A 15,941-nucleotide genomic window follows, 5' to 3' on the forward strand; every position below is an offset into this window, starting at 1 on the left:
GCTCAGGCGAGCAGCAGCTTGCCCAGCCGCCGGGACGCCACGACGACCCCGACGAGCGCCATCACCACGAAGTAGGCGAGGTGGCCCACGATCGAGGCGTCCACGTACCCGGTGCACAGGGCCCGCATGACCTCGATGGCGTGGTAGAGCGGGAAGCACTTGACCGCGAACTGGACGGCCCCGGGGTACACCGTGATCGGGTAGAAGGTCGTCGAGAACAGGAACATCGGGACCAGCGCGAGCTGCACCAGGTCGAAGTCGTGCCAGGACCGCATGAAGGTGGTGCAGGCCATCCCCAGCGCACCGAAGGCGAACGCGATCAGAATGGCCGCCGGTAACGCGAACACCGCCCACGGCGAGGTCAGCAGCCCCATGCCGAGCATGACGGTCAGGAAGCCGGTGCCGTAGAGCGCGCCGCGGATCAGCGCCCAGGTGATCTCGCCGATGGCGATGTCGAGCGGGCCGAGCGGGGTGGCCAGCACGGCGTCGTAGAGCTTGGCGTACTTGAGCTTGAAGAACAGGTTGAACGTCGCGTCGTAGACGGCGCCGTTCATCGCGGAGGCGGCGAGCAGCGCGGGGGCGACGTAGGCGACGTAGCTGATCGTCTCGCCGCCGGGGCCGACGACGTCGCCGATGAGCTTGCCGAAGCCGAACCCGAGGCCGAACAGGAAGAACAGCGGCTCGAAGAAGCCGGACACCACCTGCAGCCAGGTCCGGCGGTTGACCAGGAACGAGCGCTCCACGAGCGCGCGCGAGCGGCCCGCGTACATGCCGACCGGCAGCACGCGCAGCAGCAGACCGGTGCGGGTGGTCTCGGGGGCCTGCGTGGTCGTGGACACCTAGACCTCCAGCCTGCGGGTGAAGGTGCGCACGGCGAGGCGCGCACCGATGACGACAAGCGCGGTCAGGTACACCAAGTGGCCGAGCACGGGTAAGAGCTCGCCGGTGCCGAACGCGGAGGCGCGGGAGAGCTCGGTGCCGTGCCACAGCGGGGTCAGCCAGACGATGGGCCGCACCCAGGCGGGCAGCTGGTCGACCGGGAAGAAGGTGCCCGCGAACACCGTCATCGGGACGACGATGAACCGGAAGATGGCGCTGAACTGCTGGCCCTCGGTGTCCAGGCTCGCCGAGTAGGCGACCAGCGGGGCGGCGAGGGCCATCGCGGTGAGCAGGGCGGCGAACAGCGACCCGATGACACCGACGCTGGTGACCGCGCCGAGCAGGGCGGCGACCACCAGGAACGCCGCCGACGAGACCGACAGCCGCAAGAAGATCCAGAGCAGCTGGCCCATGGCGAGCTGCCTGGAGGTGATCGGGGTCGAGGCGATGCCCAGGAACGTGCGGTTCCACTTGAACGCCGCGAGCACCGGGTAGGTCGACTCGAACGCCGCGGTCTGCAACGCGGACGCCACGACCAACGCGGGCGCGAGGTACTGCACGTAGGGCAGCCCGCCGGTCGCGGCGCTGGGCTGGATCTGCGAGCCGAACCCGAGGCCGAGGGCCAGCAGGAACAGCACGGGCTCGACGACGCTGGACACCGCCGAGGAGCGCCAGTTGCGCCGGTACCAGGTCCACAGGCCCTCGACGACCAGCCAGACGGCGGTCGGGGTGGGGCAGACGCGTGCCCGTTCGCGGGTGGTGGTCGTCATCAGTCCACCAGCGTCCGGCCGGTGAGGCGCAGGAAGACGTCCTCGAGGGTGCCGCGGCGGACCAGGCTCGACGCCGGGGCCAGGCCGCGCTGGTGGGCGGCGGCCAGGGACGCCTCGCCGTCCGAGGTGTAGAGCAGCAGCCGGTCGGGCAGCACCTCGATGCGGTCCGCGAGCCCCTCGGCGGCCGCGGCGTCCGGCTTGTCGGTGACGAACCGCAGCTCCAGCACCTCGCGGCTGCAGTAGCGGGCGATCAGCTCCCCCGGGCTGCCCTCGGCGACGATCTTGCCGCCGTCCATGACCACGAGCCGGTCGCAGAGCTGCTCGGCCTCGTCCATGTAGTGGGTGGTGATGATCAGCGTGACGCCCTGCTGGCGGAGCCGGAACAGCCGGTCCCAGAGCAGGTGGCGGGCCTGCGGGTCGAGGCCGGTGGTCGGTTCGTCGAGCAGCAGCAGCTCGGGGTCGTTGATCAGCGAGCGGGCGATGGTGAGCCTGCGCTTCATGCCACCGGAGAGCGGCTCGACCTCGGCGTCGGCGCGGTCGGTGAGCTGGGCGAAGTCGAGCAGCTCGACGGCCTTGGCCCGGACGTGCGCTTTGGACAGTCCGAAGTAGCGGCCGTAGATGTGCAGGTTCTGCCGGACGGTCAGCTCGTTGTCCAGGTTGTCCTGCTGGGGCACCACGCCGAGCCGGGCGCGGATGTCGGGGCCCTGGGTCCTGGGGTCCATGCCGAGCACGGTCAGGTCGCCGCCGGTGCGCGGGGACACGCAGGACACCATGCGCATGGTCGAGGACTTGCCCGCGCCGTTGGGCCCGAGGAACCCGAACGCCTCCCCCGGCTCGACGTCGAGGTCGATCCCCCTGACCGCCTCGAAGTCCCCGAACTGCTTGGTCAGGCCCCTGGCCCTGACCAGCCCGCCGTCTCGTACCGCCGTTTCCGCCACCACGTCGGGCACGATAGCCGGGCGCACCGACAATTCCCGCCGGGTTTTCGGGCCGCCCGGTGTTCGCCCGGGCGGCCCGGGTGCCTCAGAGGTTCGGGAACCAGATCTTGATCTCGCGCTCGGCGGAGTCGGTGGAGTCGGACCCGTGCACCAGGTTGTACTGGACCTCCAGGCCGAAGTCGCCGCGGATGGTGCCCGGGGTGGCCTTGTCGACCGGGTCGGTCCCACCGGCGAGCTGCCGGAACGCGGAGATCGCGCGCGGCCCCTCGACGACCAGCGCCACGACCGGGCCGCCGGTGATGAAGTCGAGCAGGTCGCCGAAGAACCCCTTCTCGGCGTGCTCGGCGTAGTGCTGCTCGGCGACCGAGCGCTCCACGGTGCGCAGCTCGAGTGCGGCCAGGGACAGGCCCTTGCGCTCGATGCGGGAGATGACCTCACCGACCAGCCCACGACTCACGCCGTCGGGCTTGACCAGGACCAGGGTGCGCTCACTCACGGCTCTCGGTACTCCATTTCACGGTTTCCAGCGTCGTGTGGACCACACGAGCGTGTGAGCAGGGTAACCCGGTGCGGTGGCACCGTTTGTCCGGCTCCTCTTTAGCTGACCACCGTTGGCCTCATGTTCAAGTCGACAGCTCTAGCAGCGGTCGTGGTTCTAGCCACCGCCACACCCGCTTGTGCCGATCTCTCGTACTCCTACCGCTACACCCTTCGCCTAGAGACCGACGCCAGCCCGGCAGTCCTAACGACCGCCATCACCGCCGACTTCGGCCGCCTCTTCCCCTTCGACTCCAACTGCCCCACGCTCCCCCCAGTGGGCGGCCACTGCGACCTCTACTCGGCCGGGCAGAGCTACCCGGTGCAGATCATCGACAGAACTACCAACTCGTGGACGTTCCTCTCCCTCCCCACAGGCAGAAGCATCGTCTTCTCCCTAGAGAACGGCCCCAACGGCGTGGAACTCCGAACCCGCTCAGGAGGCCTCTCCACCCCAACCACCGCGGCGACCATCCACTCAGGTACCGCCTACGCCCTCTGGTCCCTCTTCGCCAACAACATCTCGGCCGCGTACTGACCTGGGTCAATCCAGCTGCCGACGCTGACAGGCAAGCGGCAGCTCACATCCCGTGTGCCAACGGATCAGCTGCCGAGCCATTCCACGAAGTCGATCTCGCCGATCATCTCTATCTTGTGCCCTCGGCCGAGCAGTTCCTGGGCCTTGCGGTGCTTGCCGCTCACCTCCATCCCCACGGCGAACCGGGCCGGGTCGGCCATACCCACCACGAGCAAGTCAGTTCTCTTGGACACTCCGGACACGGCCTGCCCGCCCCGTTCGGCGAGGCGCTGCTGGGCTTCCGCGCGAGTCATGGTCGTCAAGGTGCCGGTGAAACACACGTTGAGGCCGTAGAGCATGGTGCTGGGGTCGGCGTCGAGGTTGGCCGCGGGGATCTCGCGGCGCGTGGTGGACGAACCGCGTTGTCGAAAGCCCGTCCAAGAGTCCCTGGTCAACCGCCCGTAGGGGATGCGCAAGGTATCGAGCAAGTCGTCGACCGTGTCGACGTGGTGAAACCGCATCGCCGCGAGCATGACCTGGGCGGCCGTGTCGGCGTCGGCCTGGGCTTCGTGGTGCCCGCTCATCGCGATACCCGCGGCGGCCGCTACGAACGGCAGGCGGTATGTCAGCAGTTGCCAGGTCAACCGGGAAATGACCAGGGTGCAGACATAACTCAGTTCTGGCCACGGCAGGGAGCTCGCCGTGCAGGCACCGCGGATCACACCGACGTCGAAGGCGGCGTTGTGGGTGACCAGCGGGCGACCGGCTGCGAAGTCCACGATCTGTGCGAGCGCGCGCGGCCAGGTCGGGGCGGAGCGAACCGCCTCGGCCGTGATGCCGTGCAGCGCTGTGTTGAACGAGTCGAAACCGCCGTCGCCCGGGGGCTGGATGTAGGTGGACCACCGGTCGACGACAACTCCGTCTCGCACCAAGCACATGCCGACCGCGCAAGCGCTTCCCCGCGACGAGTTGGCGGTCTCGAAGTCGATCGCAACCCATTCCCTGCTCATGATCTCCTCACCCGCGGCCAGGACGGGACGAGTGGGCGTCCAGGCGCGTAGGCAGTGCGTCGAGATAAGTCGATCAAGAGTTACGCGCAGGCAGTGAGGTGGCGGAAACGCGTCGGACAGGGCACCCGACCGAGATCACCGCGTGCGGTGAAACGAACGGCGCGCACCAGCGATGGACTGTCGCGAGCGAAGATCGTCAGCAGCGGCGCAGGAGGGGTGATGACCACCGATCAGCTCAAGCCCGGTTCACTCGGCTTGCTGTCCACTCGGGCGGGCGATGGCCGGACCATGATCGGCCACGTTGTCGTCTGCCGGGCCGGATCCGGTCAGGAAGAGTCGATCGCCATCTGGCACCTCGACACCGAAGGCGCGCGGACCGGGGCGTGGGTGACCCCCGCTGCGGAGGCAATGACCGAGCCGGAGACCTCCCTGCGCATGCTCAGCCTGTGCAAGCGCAAGGCGGTACTCGCGTGGGACTTGGCCGAAGCCATCGAGACTCTGCGCGCGCTCGAACAGGTGGCGGACGTCGCTCCGACGAACTGGAACGACTGCGGTGTCACCCTGCCCGAACTGCTCAGCGAGGTAGCCGACACCCGGACCTCCTATGCCAAGCGTGTCGCCGAGGAGAAGGCGTCCAAGAAGAGCATCGCTGACCTGGAGTGGTCGATCGATCTGCCCGACCCGCTACCGGCGACGGTCGAACAACTGGAGCACCTCGCACGTGTCGGGAACCTCGTCGCTCCCACCGAGTCGGCGACCGAAGCGCTTCGCATCAGCAGGCTGGGCGGCTGGATTGTGCAGCGCTGGCGTGAGACCACCGTTGCGCTCGGACGCCCCTACCTCCGGGACACCTTCGGGCAACCCACCGTCCTGGCACCCACGTGGGAGGCGCGTCTAGCCGACGCCTATGCCTACCAGCGATGAGCACCGGACCAGCGGAGTCGACGCGATAGCGCCGACTCCGCCGTCAGGTCAAGCCTTCAAGGTCTTGGACCAGAGCGAGGTCCCCTTACCGTCGCGCAAGTACACGGTGAGGTCGCCTGAGCGGCCGTCCACTTGGACCTCTCCGAAGTGCTGGAAACCCTCCAGCGGCGACGTGTTCGCGACCGGTGGTGCGTGTACGAACACCGCCTCTGGCCCGAACGTCGGGTCCAGCACGTTGGGACCGAATGCGCCCGCGTGCAGTGGGCCGGACACGAACTCCCAGAACGGGTCGAAGTCGCCCACGGCCGCACGGTCTGGGGAGTAGTGGTGGGCGGCGGTGTAGTGCACGTCCGCCGTCAGCCAGACAACGTTGCGGATGTTGCGGCGGGCGAGCGTGCGCAGCACCCAGGCGAGTTCGAACTCGCGGCCTGCGGGGGCGCCGGGTAGGCCGTTTGCAACCCCCTCGATGTCCTTGCCGTCCGGGACGATCAGGCCGATGGGGAGGTCGGCGGCGACGATCTTCCACGTCGCGCGGCTGCGGGTGAGGCCGTCGACGAGCCAGCGGGCCTGGCGCTCGCCGAGGACGTGGCCCTGGCCGTTCTTGTCGGCGGTGTTGGCGTCCTTGTAGGTGCGCATGTCCAGCACGAACACCTCGACGTGCTTGCCGTAGGCGAAGCTGCGGTAGACGCGGCCGTCCGCGGCGCGGCGCTGGTCGATGGGCTGCCACTCGTGGAAGGCCTGCGAGGCGCGGGCCGCGAGGACGTCGACCCGCTTCTCGGTGTACTGCGGCAGGTCCAGGATCTCGCCGGGGTACCAGTTGTTGGTGACCTCGTGGTCGTCCCACTGCACGATCGACGGCACCCGGGCGGCGAACGCGCGGACGTTCTCGTCGAGCAGGTTGTAGGCGAACTGGCCGCGGTACTCGGCGAGGGTCTCGGCGACCTTCAGCTTCTCCGGGGTCACAACGTTGCGCCAGACGCGACCATCGGGCAGCGTCACCGACTCCTTGAGCGGGCCGTCCGCGTAGACGGTGTCGCCGCTGTGCAGGAAGAAGTCGGGCCGCCGGGCGAGCATGGCGGCGTACGCGGTCATGCCGCCGATGTCGGGGTTGATGCCCCAGCCCTGACCCGCGACGTCCCCGGACCAGGTGAACCGGACGTCGGCGCGGCCGACCGGGGCGGTGCGGAAGGAGCCGACCAGCGGCGCGCTGGCGGTGCGGCCGTCGAGGTCTTCGGCGCGGACCCGGTAGTGGATCTCGTCGCCCGCGGGCAGGCCGGTGAGCCGGAGCCTGCCGGTGCCGTCGGTGGTGGGGGTGAGGACGGGGCCGCGCAGGCACCGGGCGTGCCGGAACGACGGGTCGCGGGAAACCTCGACCAGCATCCGCGACGGCCGGTCGGCCCGCGTCCACAGGATCGCGCCGTCGCTGGTCACGTCCCCGGTCTGCACGCCGTGCGTCAACACCGGCCGCGCCTTCGGCGTCGCGTACGCGACCCCGGGCAGCACGACCCCAGCGGCAACCACACCAGCGCCGATCCCGCCTGCGCGCAACAGAGCCCTACGGTTCAGTTCGGTCATGCGCCGGTTTGTAATCGCCCACCGCAGCCCTCGGGCCAACCCGAGTTGACCAGTGGATGACGGTTCCGGGCAGGCGGCGGGCTGGGGTCATCCGGCCGAGACATCGACCGGGTGACCCCAGCCCGCCCACGTCACCACGCTGGTCGGAGAGCGGCAGTCGGAAGCCTCCTGCGGGGCTGGTATCAGAAGGAGCGGTCTCCCGTACCGCCGCCGCCGTTGCCGCCAGAACCAGTGCTGACGGCACTGTTGACTTCGTCGTCGTAGCCGTGCCTGCTGGTCGAACTGGATTTCATCTGTACACCTCTGCGCGCGCCTTGCGCACCGCGCGGCGCCGATCCACGCCCTGCTCAACGATCTCGAGGCGAACCTGTCCCAGTCGGTCTGACCGCCGGGTGGTCGATTCGGATCCCACCTCGGTCCGGATCGACCACCCGGCGTCGCCTTTCAGGTCAGCTCGGCGCCGAGGAACTCGCCCTGGAGGGCGGTCGCGTTGAAGCTGACCGAGGTGGTTCGGGTGGCCAGGCCGAGCGCGGTGAGGAACGGGTCCGGTTCGTCTCCGGGAGGCGGCAGGTGTTCGAGCAGCTCGTCGGGGGCGGTGCCGGTTCGGCGGTCGGGGTGGCCGAGGGGAAACGCGGTTCGGATGGATCCGTTGTGCGCGTGGGTGAATGAGCCCGCGCCGTTGATGGTGCGCGCGACCGAGGACGCGGTGGTACCCGCGGAGAGCGCGATGAGTACCGCGGGTTCCTCGCCGTGGAACTGGTTGTACTCGACCACGAGCGTGCCGCCGTCGACAGCGACCGCCAGCGCGAGAGCCGCGCTGCCACCGGATGCCATCACCTCGGCGGCCGCGTCCTGGAAGGTCATCAGCCGTGCGGTGGCGACATCGGCCCCGAACCTCAGGAGTGCCTCTCGTTCGTCGAGTGCCTTCACCAGTGTGAGGCAGCCCGACTCAGCCAACCACTGGTAGTCCGCACCGAACCACTCGTAGGTTTGTTCCGACATCCGATCCCCTCGCACATCAATGGTTGTCTCGGCCAGTGCGCGCACCAGGGTACGCCCACCACTCACCGGTCTCCGCTGACGAGCAGTATGACTTGCGGCATTTACCGCGCGCGGTGACTAAATTTAGCACGACCGACCGGAAGTTGAATTCCTGCCGGTTGCGAGTGAGCTTCACAGGGGGCTAGCGTGCGTCGGCGAACACCAGCAGACCCATCCGGAATGAAAAATCCTCAAGGAATCTGAGGACCGGAGGAATTTCTTTGCGAATCGCCCAAGCACGTACACACAGAAGAAGTCTCCTGACGTTCCTGGCCGTTCTGATAGCCAGCTCGTCACTGGCCGGCATCCCGGCGACGGCCGCCGCGGAACCCGCGGCACCTGCTACCGAGCCTGGCCATCTCGGCCACGCGTACCAACCGAGCGGTGGCTCGTTGACTGGTTTCGGCCTGCCGCCGAAGCCGCCCGCCAAACTGGATGCCCGACTGGACCCGGCGCAGGCGCGGAAGCGGTCACGGGATCGCGCGCTCGCGACCAAGCAGTTCTCGTACCGGGACACCTCGGCCGTACCGCTCGACCAGTCCGGCGCGTTGGTCCCGTCGAGCCAAACCGATGCCGTCCCCATCACCGCGGCGACCCCGCCGCAGGTGGGCAGGGAGTGCCTGCAGCAGCCTGGGGTTTTCGGGGAAGCGGGGCGTGTCCACAACCGGTTCGTCTGGTGCCAGCGCTACATCACCGGCAACATCTACGAGCGGCTGGTCGAGGGGCGGCCCGTGGAAGTCGGTCGGAGCTATTTCACCTTCGAGGCGGTGGGTATCGGGAGTCCGAACTCCCGCGATATCAAGGTCTACTTCCGCAATGTGCCGGGATCGGTCCGGTACACCGGCTGGTCGCTGATCGAGCGGTACACCGTGGCGCCGTACCTGAACTGGGCGGTGCTGCCGGACTGCACGCAGACCGACCAATACTGCTTCGCCAGTGACGGGGCGACCGCGCACAGCTTCCAGACGTGGGACTCGAACAACCCGTGGGTGGACTGGACTATCTCGTCGAACGCCAAGGGCGCCGACCCGGCTGATCCCGACAAGGTGCTCTACCACGACTGGCACTGGCACGGGGAGGGCTCGGGCGGGGATTTCGTCTACACCCCGGCGTTGTCCCAGGACTACGGGCTGCGTTGTGACTCGGCGGACTACTTCTCGTTGTTCGGCTTCCGGTACCCGGCAGCCTGCATCTTCAACGACGTCGTCCCGCACCTGCAGTACGACGTCGGCGACAGCCGGGTCACGACGGTCGCGCAGCACATCCGGGACGCCCAGGACCGGCCGGACACCACGTACCCGACCGAGGACCACGCCAAGCTCATCCCCGGGAAGTTCACCGGGAACCGCGAGGCTCCTGGTCTGCACCGGGTGCCGGGTGACGGTTCGATCAAGGCCGACAACACCCGGCTCAAGGATGCCGCCTGCCTGCGGACTCCCCCGTACGAGAACACCGGGCTGCCGGTGCCGCCGGTGTCGGGTGTGGAGGACTGCGACGAGTACCCGTTCGCCACCACCGAGGAAGGTGCGGCGAACTACTTCTACGACTTCTCGGTCCGTGCCCTGCCCCGCGCGCAGAACCGCTCCGCCGGCGGCTTGCTGAACTGGTACTACTTCCGCGACAGGGTCCTCTACTACCAGAACGACGAATTCTACACCGAGATCCGCCCATGACCGATCCGTCACGACCGTGACCGACTGACTCATCCGCGGCTCAACCGCCGTGGATGAGTCAGTTCGTGTGAGCCTGGTCAGGCGGGGGTTGTTGGCTGGCGAGGCGGCCTTCGGTGAGGCGTTTGAGGACGTCGTGGCGGGCCCAGAGCATCCAGGTCCAGCCTAGGGCGAAGACGACGGCGACTATGCCTAGGGCGGAGTCGATGAAGAAGCCGCCGAGCATGACGATCTGTAGGCCCGCGGCCAGATAGAGGCCCCAGGGGCGGCCTACGAAGGCGCAGGCCAGGATCAGGACTAGAGCCATGATGCCGACTGACCAGCCCTGCCAGGTGGCTAGGCCGCCGTCTGACTTGGCGACTACGAGTAGGGCCAGGAGTACTACGAGGGCTTCCAGGATGAGGACCGCGGACATGACGCCGCGGAAGCCCTTCATGGGGTCGGGGGGTGTCATGCGGGGTCCTTGCCGAAGAGGGCTCGGACCTCGCCTGCGGTGACGACCGAGCCGGTGACGATGACGCCGGTGCCGGAGAGGGGTTCGTCGGGGTCTTCGGTCTCTTCGGCGAGTTCGATGGCAGCGTTGACGGCGCTCGTCAGGTGTGAGTACACGCTGACGCGTTCGTCGCCGTAGATGTCGGTGGCGATGTTGGCGAGGTGGTCCGGGTCCATCGCGCGGGTCGACGAGTTGGTGGTGATGACTACCTCGGTGAGCACGGGCTCTAGCGCGGAGAGGATGCCTGCGGCGTCCTTGTCGGCCATCACGCTGACTACGCCGACGAGCTTGCGGAAGCCGAACTCGGCGTCGAGGGCCTTGGCCAGGGCGGCCGCCCCGTGGGGGTTGTGGGCCGCGTCCACGAAGACGCTCGGGGCCGTGCGGACACGCTCTAGGCGGCCCGGGCTGACTACGGACGCGAAGCCCTCGCGGATGGCCTCGACGTCCAGCTGCCGTTGAGCTCCAGCACCGAAGAAGGCCTCGACAGCGGCTAGAGCGAGAGCGGCGTTGGTGGCCTGGTGCTCGCCGTGCAGCGGTAGGAAGATCTCGTCGTAGACGCCGCCGAGGCCCTGTAGGCGTAGGACCTGCCCGCCGACTGCTACGTCGTGGTTGAGGACGCCGAACTCCAGGCCCTGCCGGGCGACGGTGGCGTCAACCTTCGTCGCTTGCTCGATCAGCACCCGGGCGACCTCGGGGGTCTGCTCGGCGAGCAGCGCGATGGAGTCGGGCTTGATGATCCCGGCCTTCTCCCCCGCGATGCCCAGGATGTCCGGCCCCAGGTAGTCGACGTGGTCGATGCCGATCGGGGTGATCACCGCGACCTTGCCGTCAGCGACGTTGGTGGCGTCCCACGCGCCGCCGAGGCCGGTCTCGACCACGGCGACGTCGACGGGGGCGTCGGCGAAGGCGGCGTACGCCATCGCGGTGAGGATCTCGAACTTGCTCAGCCGGATGTCCGAGCCCGCGTCGACCATCGCGATGTACGGCTCGATGTCGCGGAACACCTCGACGTAGCGCTCGGGGTCGATCGGCGCGTTGTCCAGGCTGATGCGCTCGGTGACCGACTGTAGGTGCGGGCTGGTGAACCGACCGGTGCGCACCCCCAGCCGGGTGAGCAGTGCGTCAATCATCCGGGTGACCGAGGTCTTGCCGTTGGTCCCCGCGATGTGCACCACCGGGTACGCCCGCTGCGGAGACCCGAGCAGGTCGACCAGCGCGGCGATGCGCGCCAGCGACGGCTCGATCTTGGTCTCCGGCCAGCGGGTGTCCAGCTCCGACTCGACCTGACGCAGTTCTTCCAGACTCACGCCTAGAGCGTACGGAGGGCCCGCACGAACGAGGCGACGGGGAAGGCCAGGGCGGGGCCGTCGGGGTTCTTGGAGTCCCGCACAGCGGTCACGGCCGGGCTCTGCGCAACCTCGACGCAGTTGGCGTTGGTGCCACTACGGCTGGACTTGCGCCAGACGAAGCCCACCTCGACGCAGTCAGCGTTCGAGCCGCTCCGGCTGGACTTGCGCCACACGATCGAAGCCCGGTCCACCGCGTTCATCAAGATCCTCACTCTCGGTCGTGCTCCCGTGCGATGGTCGCAACGAGTTCCGCCGACTTGGCGGGGCTCAGAGCCAACCCGCTCAGGGTATCGGCCTCAGTCCGAAAGAACTCGACCTGTTCGGGTTCTTCCAGGAAGAGACCGGAAATCTTGTGATCCAAGTAGACCACCGGCTTGTTGCGCTCGAAGTCCAACAGCGTGAATGAACCGTCAAGACCGGAGTGGCCACGTAGCGATGCGGGCAACACTTGGAGAGACGTCGTCGCCTGTTCTGCCACTTCCAGAAGTCGTCGCAACTGCCGCGCCATGACCTTGGGGCTGCCCAGCACGCGTCGCAGGACCAACTCGTCAACGATCATGTGCAGCGTGGGTGGCTCGTCCTTGGTGAGGATGACTTGGCGAGCAAGCCGTGCAGCCACACGAGAGTCGATGTCCACATCCGACACGTTGCATACCCGCATGAGGGCTCGGATGTAGTCACCAGTTTGGACCAGGCCCGGGATCAACAACGGCTGAGAAGTCGTGATCGAGGTGGCCTCACGCTCGATGCGCATGAGGGTTTTGGACTCCGCCGACAGGGCTGCCTGGTTCTCCCAGTAGCCTATGTCATCGGAACGTTCGGCCAACTTGACCAGACGGTCTCGATCCCTTCCGATCACTCGGTAGATCACGAGTAGGGACGCGACGTCGGCGGGCCTGATTCCCTGTTTGCCGGTCTCCATCCGGGAGATCTTGGACGCCTGCCACCCCAGCAGGTCGGCCACCTCCTTGCAGCTCATCTTCCGGCCCTCGCGCAGCACCCGCAGTTCGCCGCCGAGGCCCCTGCCGATGACAGTGGGTTGCTTCGAAGTAGCCATGTCCATCCCTCCTGATCTTGGGCCAACGGCGACAGTCTCTCGCATCTGAAGAGCAAAATCATTCACTCGATGGCGTCATTGTGATCCGACCCATCGTGATGCGATGCTGCCTAGGGTCGCATCGCAACGTTGCTATCGTGGAGGTACAAGTGCAGACGATCATTCCCGAGGACGAGCTCAAGCAGCAGATCGCCCAGGTCACGGCCGAGTGCGCGCCGCGCCGGTTCGCCGTCTACCAGGTGCAACGGGACGCGGACGGGCAGGCGCTGGACTTCGCCGTGCTCGGCTGGGGCATGGAGATCGCGGACGGGTTCGGCGAGGACTACGTCGAGCTGTTCGGCATGCCCGACCACAAGGGCGCGCGGCTGCGCGGGCAGTTCCAGTCCGCCGAGTCGGCGACGCGGGTGTTGGCGGGCAGCAGGCCGGTCGAGGTCCGGTGGGTCGACGAGGACCCCGACCAGCTCGCTAAGTCCGCGTAGGGATCAACCGAGCGGGGTCAGCCCGCGGGCAGGGCGGCGAGCCTGGCCTGCACGCGGGCGATCTCGGCCTGGGCGGCGTCGCGCCGGGTCTGGATCTTGGCGACGACGTCGGCCGGGGCCTTGTCGGTGAACTTGGAGTTGCCCAGCTTGGCCTCGCACTGCGCGAGTTCCTTCTCGGCGACCGTCAGGTCCTTGGTGAGCCGCTTGCGTTCCGCCGCAACGTCAATCGCGCCGGACAGGTCCAGCTCGACGGTGACGCTACCACCCGCGAGAGACACTTCCAGCGAAGCGCTCGCGGTGAAGTCCTCGCCGGGAACGTCCAACCGTGCCAGCGACGTGACAGCGCCAACGAGCGCCGTCAGGCCTGCCTCGTCCACACCGGACAACCGGGTCGCGACGCGCTGACTAGGCTTGACGCCCTGGTCGGCGCGGAAGCGGCGGATCTCGGTGATGAGCTTCTGCACGCCTTCGACCCGGCGGGTGGCGTCGGCGTCGGCAGCACTACCGGAGGCGGTAGGCCACTCGGTGACGACGATGGACTCCTTGCCCGTCAACGCCTTCCACAGCACCTCGGTGATGAACGGCGTGATCGGGTGCAAGAGGCGCAGCACGGTGTCGAGCACGTGACCGAGCACCGCGCGGGTGGCCTCGGCGCGCGCGCCACCCTCGGCGATCTGCACCTTCGTCAGTTCGAGGTACCAGTCGCAGTAGAGGTCCCACGTGAAGTGGTAGAGCGCGTCGCAGATCTTCGCGAACTCGAACTTCTCGAACAGGGCATCCACTTCGGACACCAGCGCGTCGGCCTTGTCCAGGATCCACAGGTCCGCGTCCGTCAGCTGGTCGCGGGCGGGCACCGGGATGGCGGTGGTGGCGCCGTTCATCAAGGCGAAGCGGCTGGCGTTCCACAGCTTCGTGCCGAAGTTGCGCGACCCGGCGGCCCACTCTTCCGCCAGCGCCATGTCGCTACCGGGGTTCGCGCCGCGCGCGAGGGTGAAACGAGTGGCGTCGGCGCCGAAGCGGTCGAGCCAGTCCAGGGGGTCGAGCACGTTGCCGCGCGACTTGGACATCTTCTTACCCTGTGCGTCGCGGATAAGGCCGTGCAAGTACACGTGGTCGAACGGCTGCTTGCCGTCCATCGCGTAGAGGCCGAACATCATCATCCGGGCGACCCAGAAGAAGAGGATGTCGTAGCCGGTCGACAGGACGCTCGTCGGATAGAACTTGGCGAGGTCATCGGTGCTGGCAGGCCAGCCGAGCGTCGACACGGGCCAGAGGCCCGAGGAGAACCACGTGTCGAGGACGTCCGGGTCCTGCGTCCAGCCGTCGCCGGTGGGGGGCTCCTCGTCGGGACCCACACACACGACCTCGTCGTTGGGCCCGTACCAAACCGGGATGCGGTGGCCCCACCACAGCTGCCGCGAGATGGTCCAGTCGTGCATGTTGTCGACCCAGTCGAAGTAGCGCTTGGCCAACTCCGGCGGGTGCACTTGGGTCCTACCGTCGCGGACAGCGTCACCTGCGGCGCGGGCCAGCGGCTCGACGTTGACCCACCACTGCAACGACAGGCGCGGCTCGACAACGGTGTCGCAGCGCGAGCAGTGCCCGACCGAGTGCAGGTACGGGCGCTTCTCCGCGACAATGCGGCCCTCTTCGCGCAACGCGGCCACCACGGCGGGGCGCGCCTCGAAGCGGTCCAGGCCCTCGAACGGGCCCTTGACCGTGATCACGCCGGTCAGGTCCATGACCGTCAGCGACGGCAGGTCGTGGCGGCGGCCGATCTCGAAGTCGTTGGGGTCGTGCGCGGGGGTGACCTTGACGGCGCCGGTACCGAACTCGGGGTCCACGTGCTCGTCCGCGACGATCGGGATACGCCTACCGGTCAGCGGCAGTGCGACCTCGGTGCCGATGAGGTGGCGGTAACGCTCGTCGTCCGGATGCACGGCGACGGCGGTGTCACCGAGCATGGTCTCCGCGCGTGTGGTGGCGACCACGATGGCGTTGTCACCGTCGCCGTAGCGGATGGAGACGAGCTCGCCCTCGTCCTCGGAGTGCTCCACCTCGATGTCGGACAGCGCGGTGCGGCAGCGCGGGCACCAGTTGATGATGCGCTCGGCGCGGTAGATCAGCTTGTCGTCATAGAGGCGCTTGAACACGGTCTGCACGGCGCGGGAAAGGCCCTCGTCCATCGTGAAGCGCTCACGCGACCAGTCGACGCCGTCGCCGAGGCGCCGCATCTGGTCGAGGATCTTGCCGCCGTACTCGGCCTTCCACTCCCAGACCCGCTCGACGAACTTCTCCCGCCCCAGGTCGTGCCGCGACAGCCCCTGGCTCGCCAGCTGCCGCTCCACGACGTTCTGGGTCGCGATCCCCGCGTGGTCCATGCCGGGCAGCCACAGCACCTCGTAGCCCTGCATCCGCCGCCGCCGGGACAGCGCGTCCATCACCGTGTGGTTGAGCGCGTGCCCCATGTGGAGACTGCCCGTGACGTTAGGCGGCGGCAGCACGATCGTGAACGGCGGCTTCTCACTCGCGGCGTCCGCGGTGAAGTACCCAGCCGCTACCCAGCCCTCGTACAGCTCCGCCTCTACCGCTGCCGGCTCCCAGGCCGGGGGAAGGTCAGAGCTGGGCAAGGTGGGGTTATCAGTCACGGCACGAGTCTACGAAGGCCAGCGAAAACAAGTCGAACCGGGCGCTCGGTGGTG

Annotated in this window: 16 protein-coding genes; 4 read left to right on the forward strand and 12 right to left on the reverse strand. The window is 68.0% G+C overall.

The annotated features are described in order from the left end of the window. Positions 1-2: 2 nt before the first annotated feature. The 4 genes from BMY07_RS10990 to ndk all read right to left on the reverse strand — a co-directional run bounded on the left by BMY07_RS10990 (position 3) and on the right by ndk (position 3,083). Positions 3-770, reverse strand: coding sequence for an ABC transporter permease (locus BMY07_RS10990; protein ID WP_092777379.1), 768 nt, complete (start codon positions 768-770; stop codon positions 3-5). Positions 771-839: 69 nt separating this feature from the next. Further along, positions 840-1,649, reverse strand: coding sequence for an ABC transporter permease (locus BMY07_RS10995; RefSeq protein ID WP_092777117.1), 810 nt, complete (start codon positions 1,647-1,649; stop codon positions 840-842). Next, the gene (locus tag BMY07_RS11000; RefSeq protein ID WP_092777381.1) at positions 1,649-2,557 is read right to left on the reverse strand and encodes an ABC transporter ATP-binding protein; all 909 of its coding nucleotides are present in this window, start codon (positions 2,555-2,557) and stop codon (positions 1,649-1,651) included. The genes BMY07_RS10995 and BMY07_RS11000 overlap by 1 nt, the downstream gene beginning before the upstream one ends. 115 nt (positions 2,558-2,672) lie before the next feature. After that, positions 2,673-3,083 (reverse strand): nucleoside-diphosphate kinase, encoded by a 411-nt coding sequence (gene ndk / locus BMY07_RS11005; protein WP_092777119.1) that lies wholly within the window; start codon positions 3,081-3,083, stop codon positions 2,673-2,675. 123 nt (positions 3,084-3,206) lie between these two features. Between ndk and BMY07_RS11010 the strand changes: the two genes are divergently transcribed. After that, on the forward strand, positions 3,207-3,662 hold the full coding sequence (locus BMY07_RS11010) for a hypothetical protein (protein WP_143073433.1): 456 nt from the start codon (positions 3,207-3,209) through the stop codon (positions 3,660-3,662). Between the two features lie 65 nt (positions 3,663-3,727). Here the strand turns inward: BMY07_RS11010 and BMY07_RS11015 are convergent, their stop codons facing one another. Further along, positions 3,728-4,651 (reverse strand): exonuclease domain-containing protein, encoded by a 924-nt coding sequence (locus tag BMY07_RS11015; RefSeq protein ID WP_092777123.1) that lies wholly within the window; start codon positions 4,649-4,651, stop codon positions 3,728-3,730. A gap of 219 nt (positions 4,652-4,870) precedes the next feature. On the opposite strand from BMY07_RS11015, the gene BMY07_RS11020 reads away from it, so the two are divergent. After that, positions 4,871-5,575 carry a DUF6218 family protein gene (locus BMY07_RS11020; protein ID WP_092777125.1) on the forward strand — a complete coding sequence of 235 codons (705 nt, stop codon included), beginning with the start codon at positions 4,871-4,873 and terminating at the stop codon, positions 5,573-5,575. A 48-nt stretch (positions 5,576-5,623) separates the two neighbouring features. Here the strand turns inward: BMY07_RS11020 and BMY07_RS11025 are convergent, their stop codons facing one another. Both BMY07_RS11025 and BMY07_RS11030 read right to left on the reverse strand, forming a co-directional pair. Continuing rightward, positions 5,624-7,150: an alkaline phosphatase D family protein gene (locus tag BMY07_RS11025; protein WP_092777127.1), complete on the reverse strand. Its 1,527-nt coding sequence runs from the start codon at positions 7,148-7,150 to the stop codon at positions 5,624-5,626. A 444-nt stretch (positions 7,151-7,594) separates the two neighbouring features. After that, positions 7,595-8,152: a DUF6461 domain-containing protein gene (locus BMY07_RS11030; RefSeq protein ID WP_092777130.1), complete on the reverse strand. Its 558-nt coding sequence runs from the start codon at positions 8,150-8,152 to the stop codon at positions 7,595-7,597. A 431-nt stretch (positions 8,153-8,583) separates the two neighbouring features. On the opposite strand from BMY07_RS11030, the gene BMY07_RS11035 reads away from it, so the two are divergent. Continuing rightward, positions 8,584-9,864, forward strand: a complete 1,281-nt coding sequence (locus BMY07_RS11035; protein WP_177215522.1) for a NucA/NucB deoxyribonuclease domain-containing protein — start codon at positions 8,584-8,586, stop codon at positions 9,862-9,864. A 58-nt stretch (positions 9,865-9,922) separates the two neighbouring features. Here the strand turns inward: BMY07_RS11035 and BMY07_RS11040 are convergent, their stop codons facing one another. From BMY07_RS11040 to BMY07_RS11055, 4 genes are read right to left on the reverse strand one after another with little or no spacing between them, the layout of a single operon-like run. Beyond that, positions 9,923-10,315, reverse strand: a complete 393-nt coding sequence (locus BMY07_RS11040) for a DUF4233 domain-containing protein (protein ID WP_092777134.1) — start codon at positions 10,313-10,315, stop codon at positions 9,923-9,925. Next, entirely contained in the window at positions 10,312-11,661 is a 1,350-nt protein-coding gene (gene folC, locus BMY07_RS11045) for a bifunctional tetrahydrofolate synthase/dihydrofolate synthase (RefSeq protein ID WP_092777136.1), read from the reverse strand. Before folC ends, BMY07_RS11040 begins: the two co-directional genes overlap by 4 nt. A gap of 2 nt (positions 11,662-11,663) precedes the next feature. Next, positions 11,664-11,903 carry a DUF397 domain-containing protein gene (locus BMY07_RS11050; protein WP_092777138.1) on the reverse strand — a complete coding sequence of 80 codons (240 nt, stop codon included), beginning with the start codon at positions 11,901-11,903 and terminating at the stop codon, positions 11,664-11,666. Between the two features lie 8 nt (positions 11,904-11,911). Continuing rightward, entirely contained in the window at positions 11,912-12,760 is an 849-nt protein-coding gene (locus BMY07_RS11055) for a helix-turn-helix domain-containing protein (RefSeq protein WP_092777384.1), read from the reverse strand. 149 nt (positions 12,761-12,909) lie between these two features. Here BMY07_RS11055 and BMY07_RS11060 point away from each other — a divergent pair, with 149 nt between their 5' ends. Further along, positions 12,910-13,239: a hypothetical protein gene (locus BMY07_RS11060; RefSeq protein WP_092777140.1), complete on the forward strand. Its 330-nt coding sequence runs from the start codon at positions 12,910-12,912 to the stop codon at positions 13,237-13,239. Between the two features lie 17 nt (positions 13,240-13,256). Here BMY07_RS11060 and BMY07_RS11065 read toward each other — a convergent pair whose 3' ends face one another. Further along, positions 13,257-15,887, reverse strand: a complete 2,631-nt coding sequence (locus BMY07_RS11065; RefSeq protein ID WP_092777142.1) for a valine--tRNA ligase — start codon at positions 15,885-15,887, stop codon at positions 13,257-13,259. Positions 15,888-15,941 lie beyond the last annotated feature (54 nt).

Source organism: Actinokineospora terrae (genome assembly GCF_900111175.1).
Classification (GTDB): Bacteria; Actinomycetota; Actinomycetes; order Mycobacteriales; family Pseudonocardiaceae; genus Actinokineospora; species Actinokineospora terrae.

Excerpts from the sequence above, each read along its gene's own strand:
- BMY07_RS11010 (WP_143073433.1), top strand. The coding sequence starts at position 3,207 with ATGTTCAAGTCGACAGCTCTAGCAGCGGTCGTGGTTCTAGCCACCGCC.
- BMY07_RS11020 (WP_092777125.1), top strand. The coding sequence starts at position 4,871 with ATGACCACCGATCAGCTCAAGCCCGGTTCACTCGGCTTGCTGTCCACT.
- BMY07_RS11015 (WP_092777123.1), bottom strand. The coding sequence starts at position 4,651 with ATGAGCAGGGAATGGGTTGCGATCGACTTCGAGACCGCCAACTCGTCG.
- BMY07_RS11055 (WP_092777384.1), bottom strand. The coding sequence starts at position 12,760 with ATGGCTACTTCGAAGCAACCCACTGTCATCGGCAGGGGCCTCGGCGGC.
- BMY07_RS10990 (WP_092777379.1), bottom strand. The coding sequence starts at position 770 with ATGTACGCGGGCCGCTCGCGCGCGCTCGTGGAGCGCTCGTTCCTGGTC.
- BMY07_RS11025 (WP_092777127.1), bottom strand. The coding sequence starts at position 7,150 with ATGACCGAACTGAACCGTAGGGCTCTGTTGCGCGCAGGCGGGATCGGC.
- BMY07_RS10995 (WP_092777117.1), bottom strand. The coding sequence starts at position 1,649 with ATGACGACCACCACCCGCGAACGGGCACGCGTCTGCCCCACCCCGACC.
- BMY07_RS11040 (WP_092777134.1), bottom strand. The coding sequence starts at position 10,315 with ATGACACCCCCCGACCCCATGAAGGGCTTCCGCGGCGTCATGTCCGCG.
- BMY07_RS11050 (WP_092777138.1), bottom strand. The coding sequence starts at position 11,903 with ATGAACGCGGTGGACCGGGCTTCGATCGTGTGGCGCAAGTCCAGCCGG.
- BMY07_RS11030 (WP_092777130.1), bottom strand. The coding sequence starts at position 8,152 with ATGTCGGAACAAACCTACGAGTGGTTCGGTGCGGACTACCAGTGGTTG.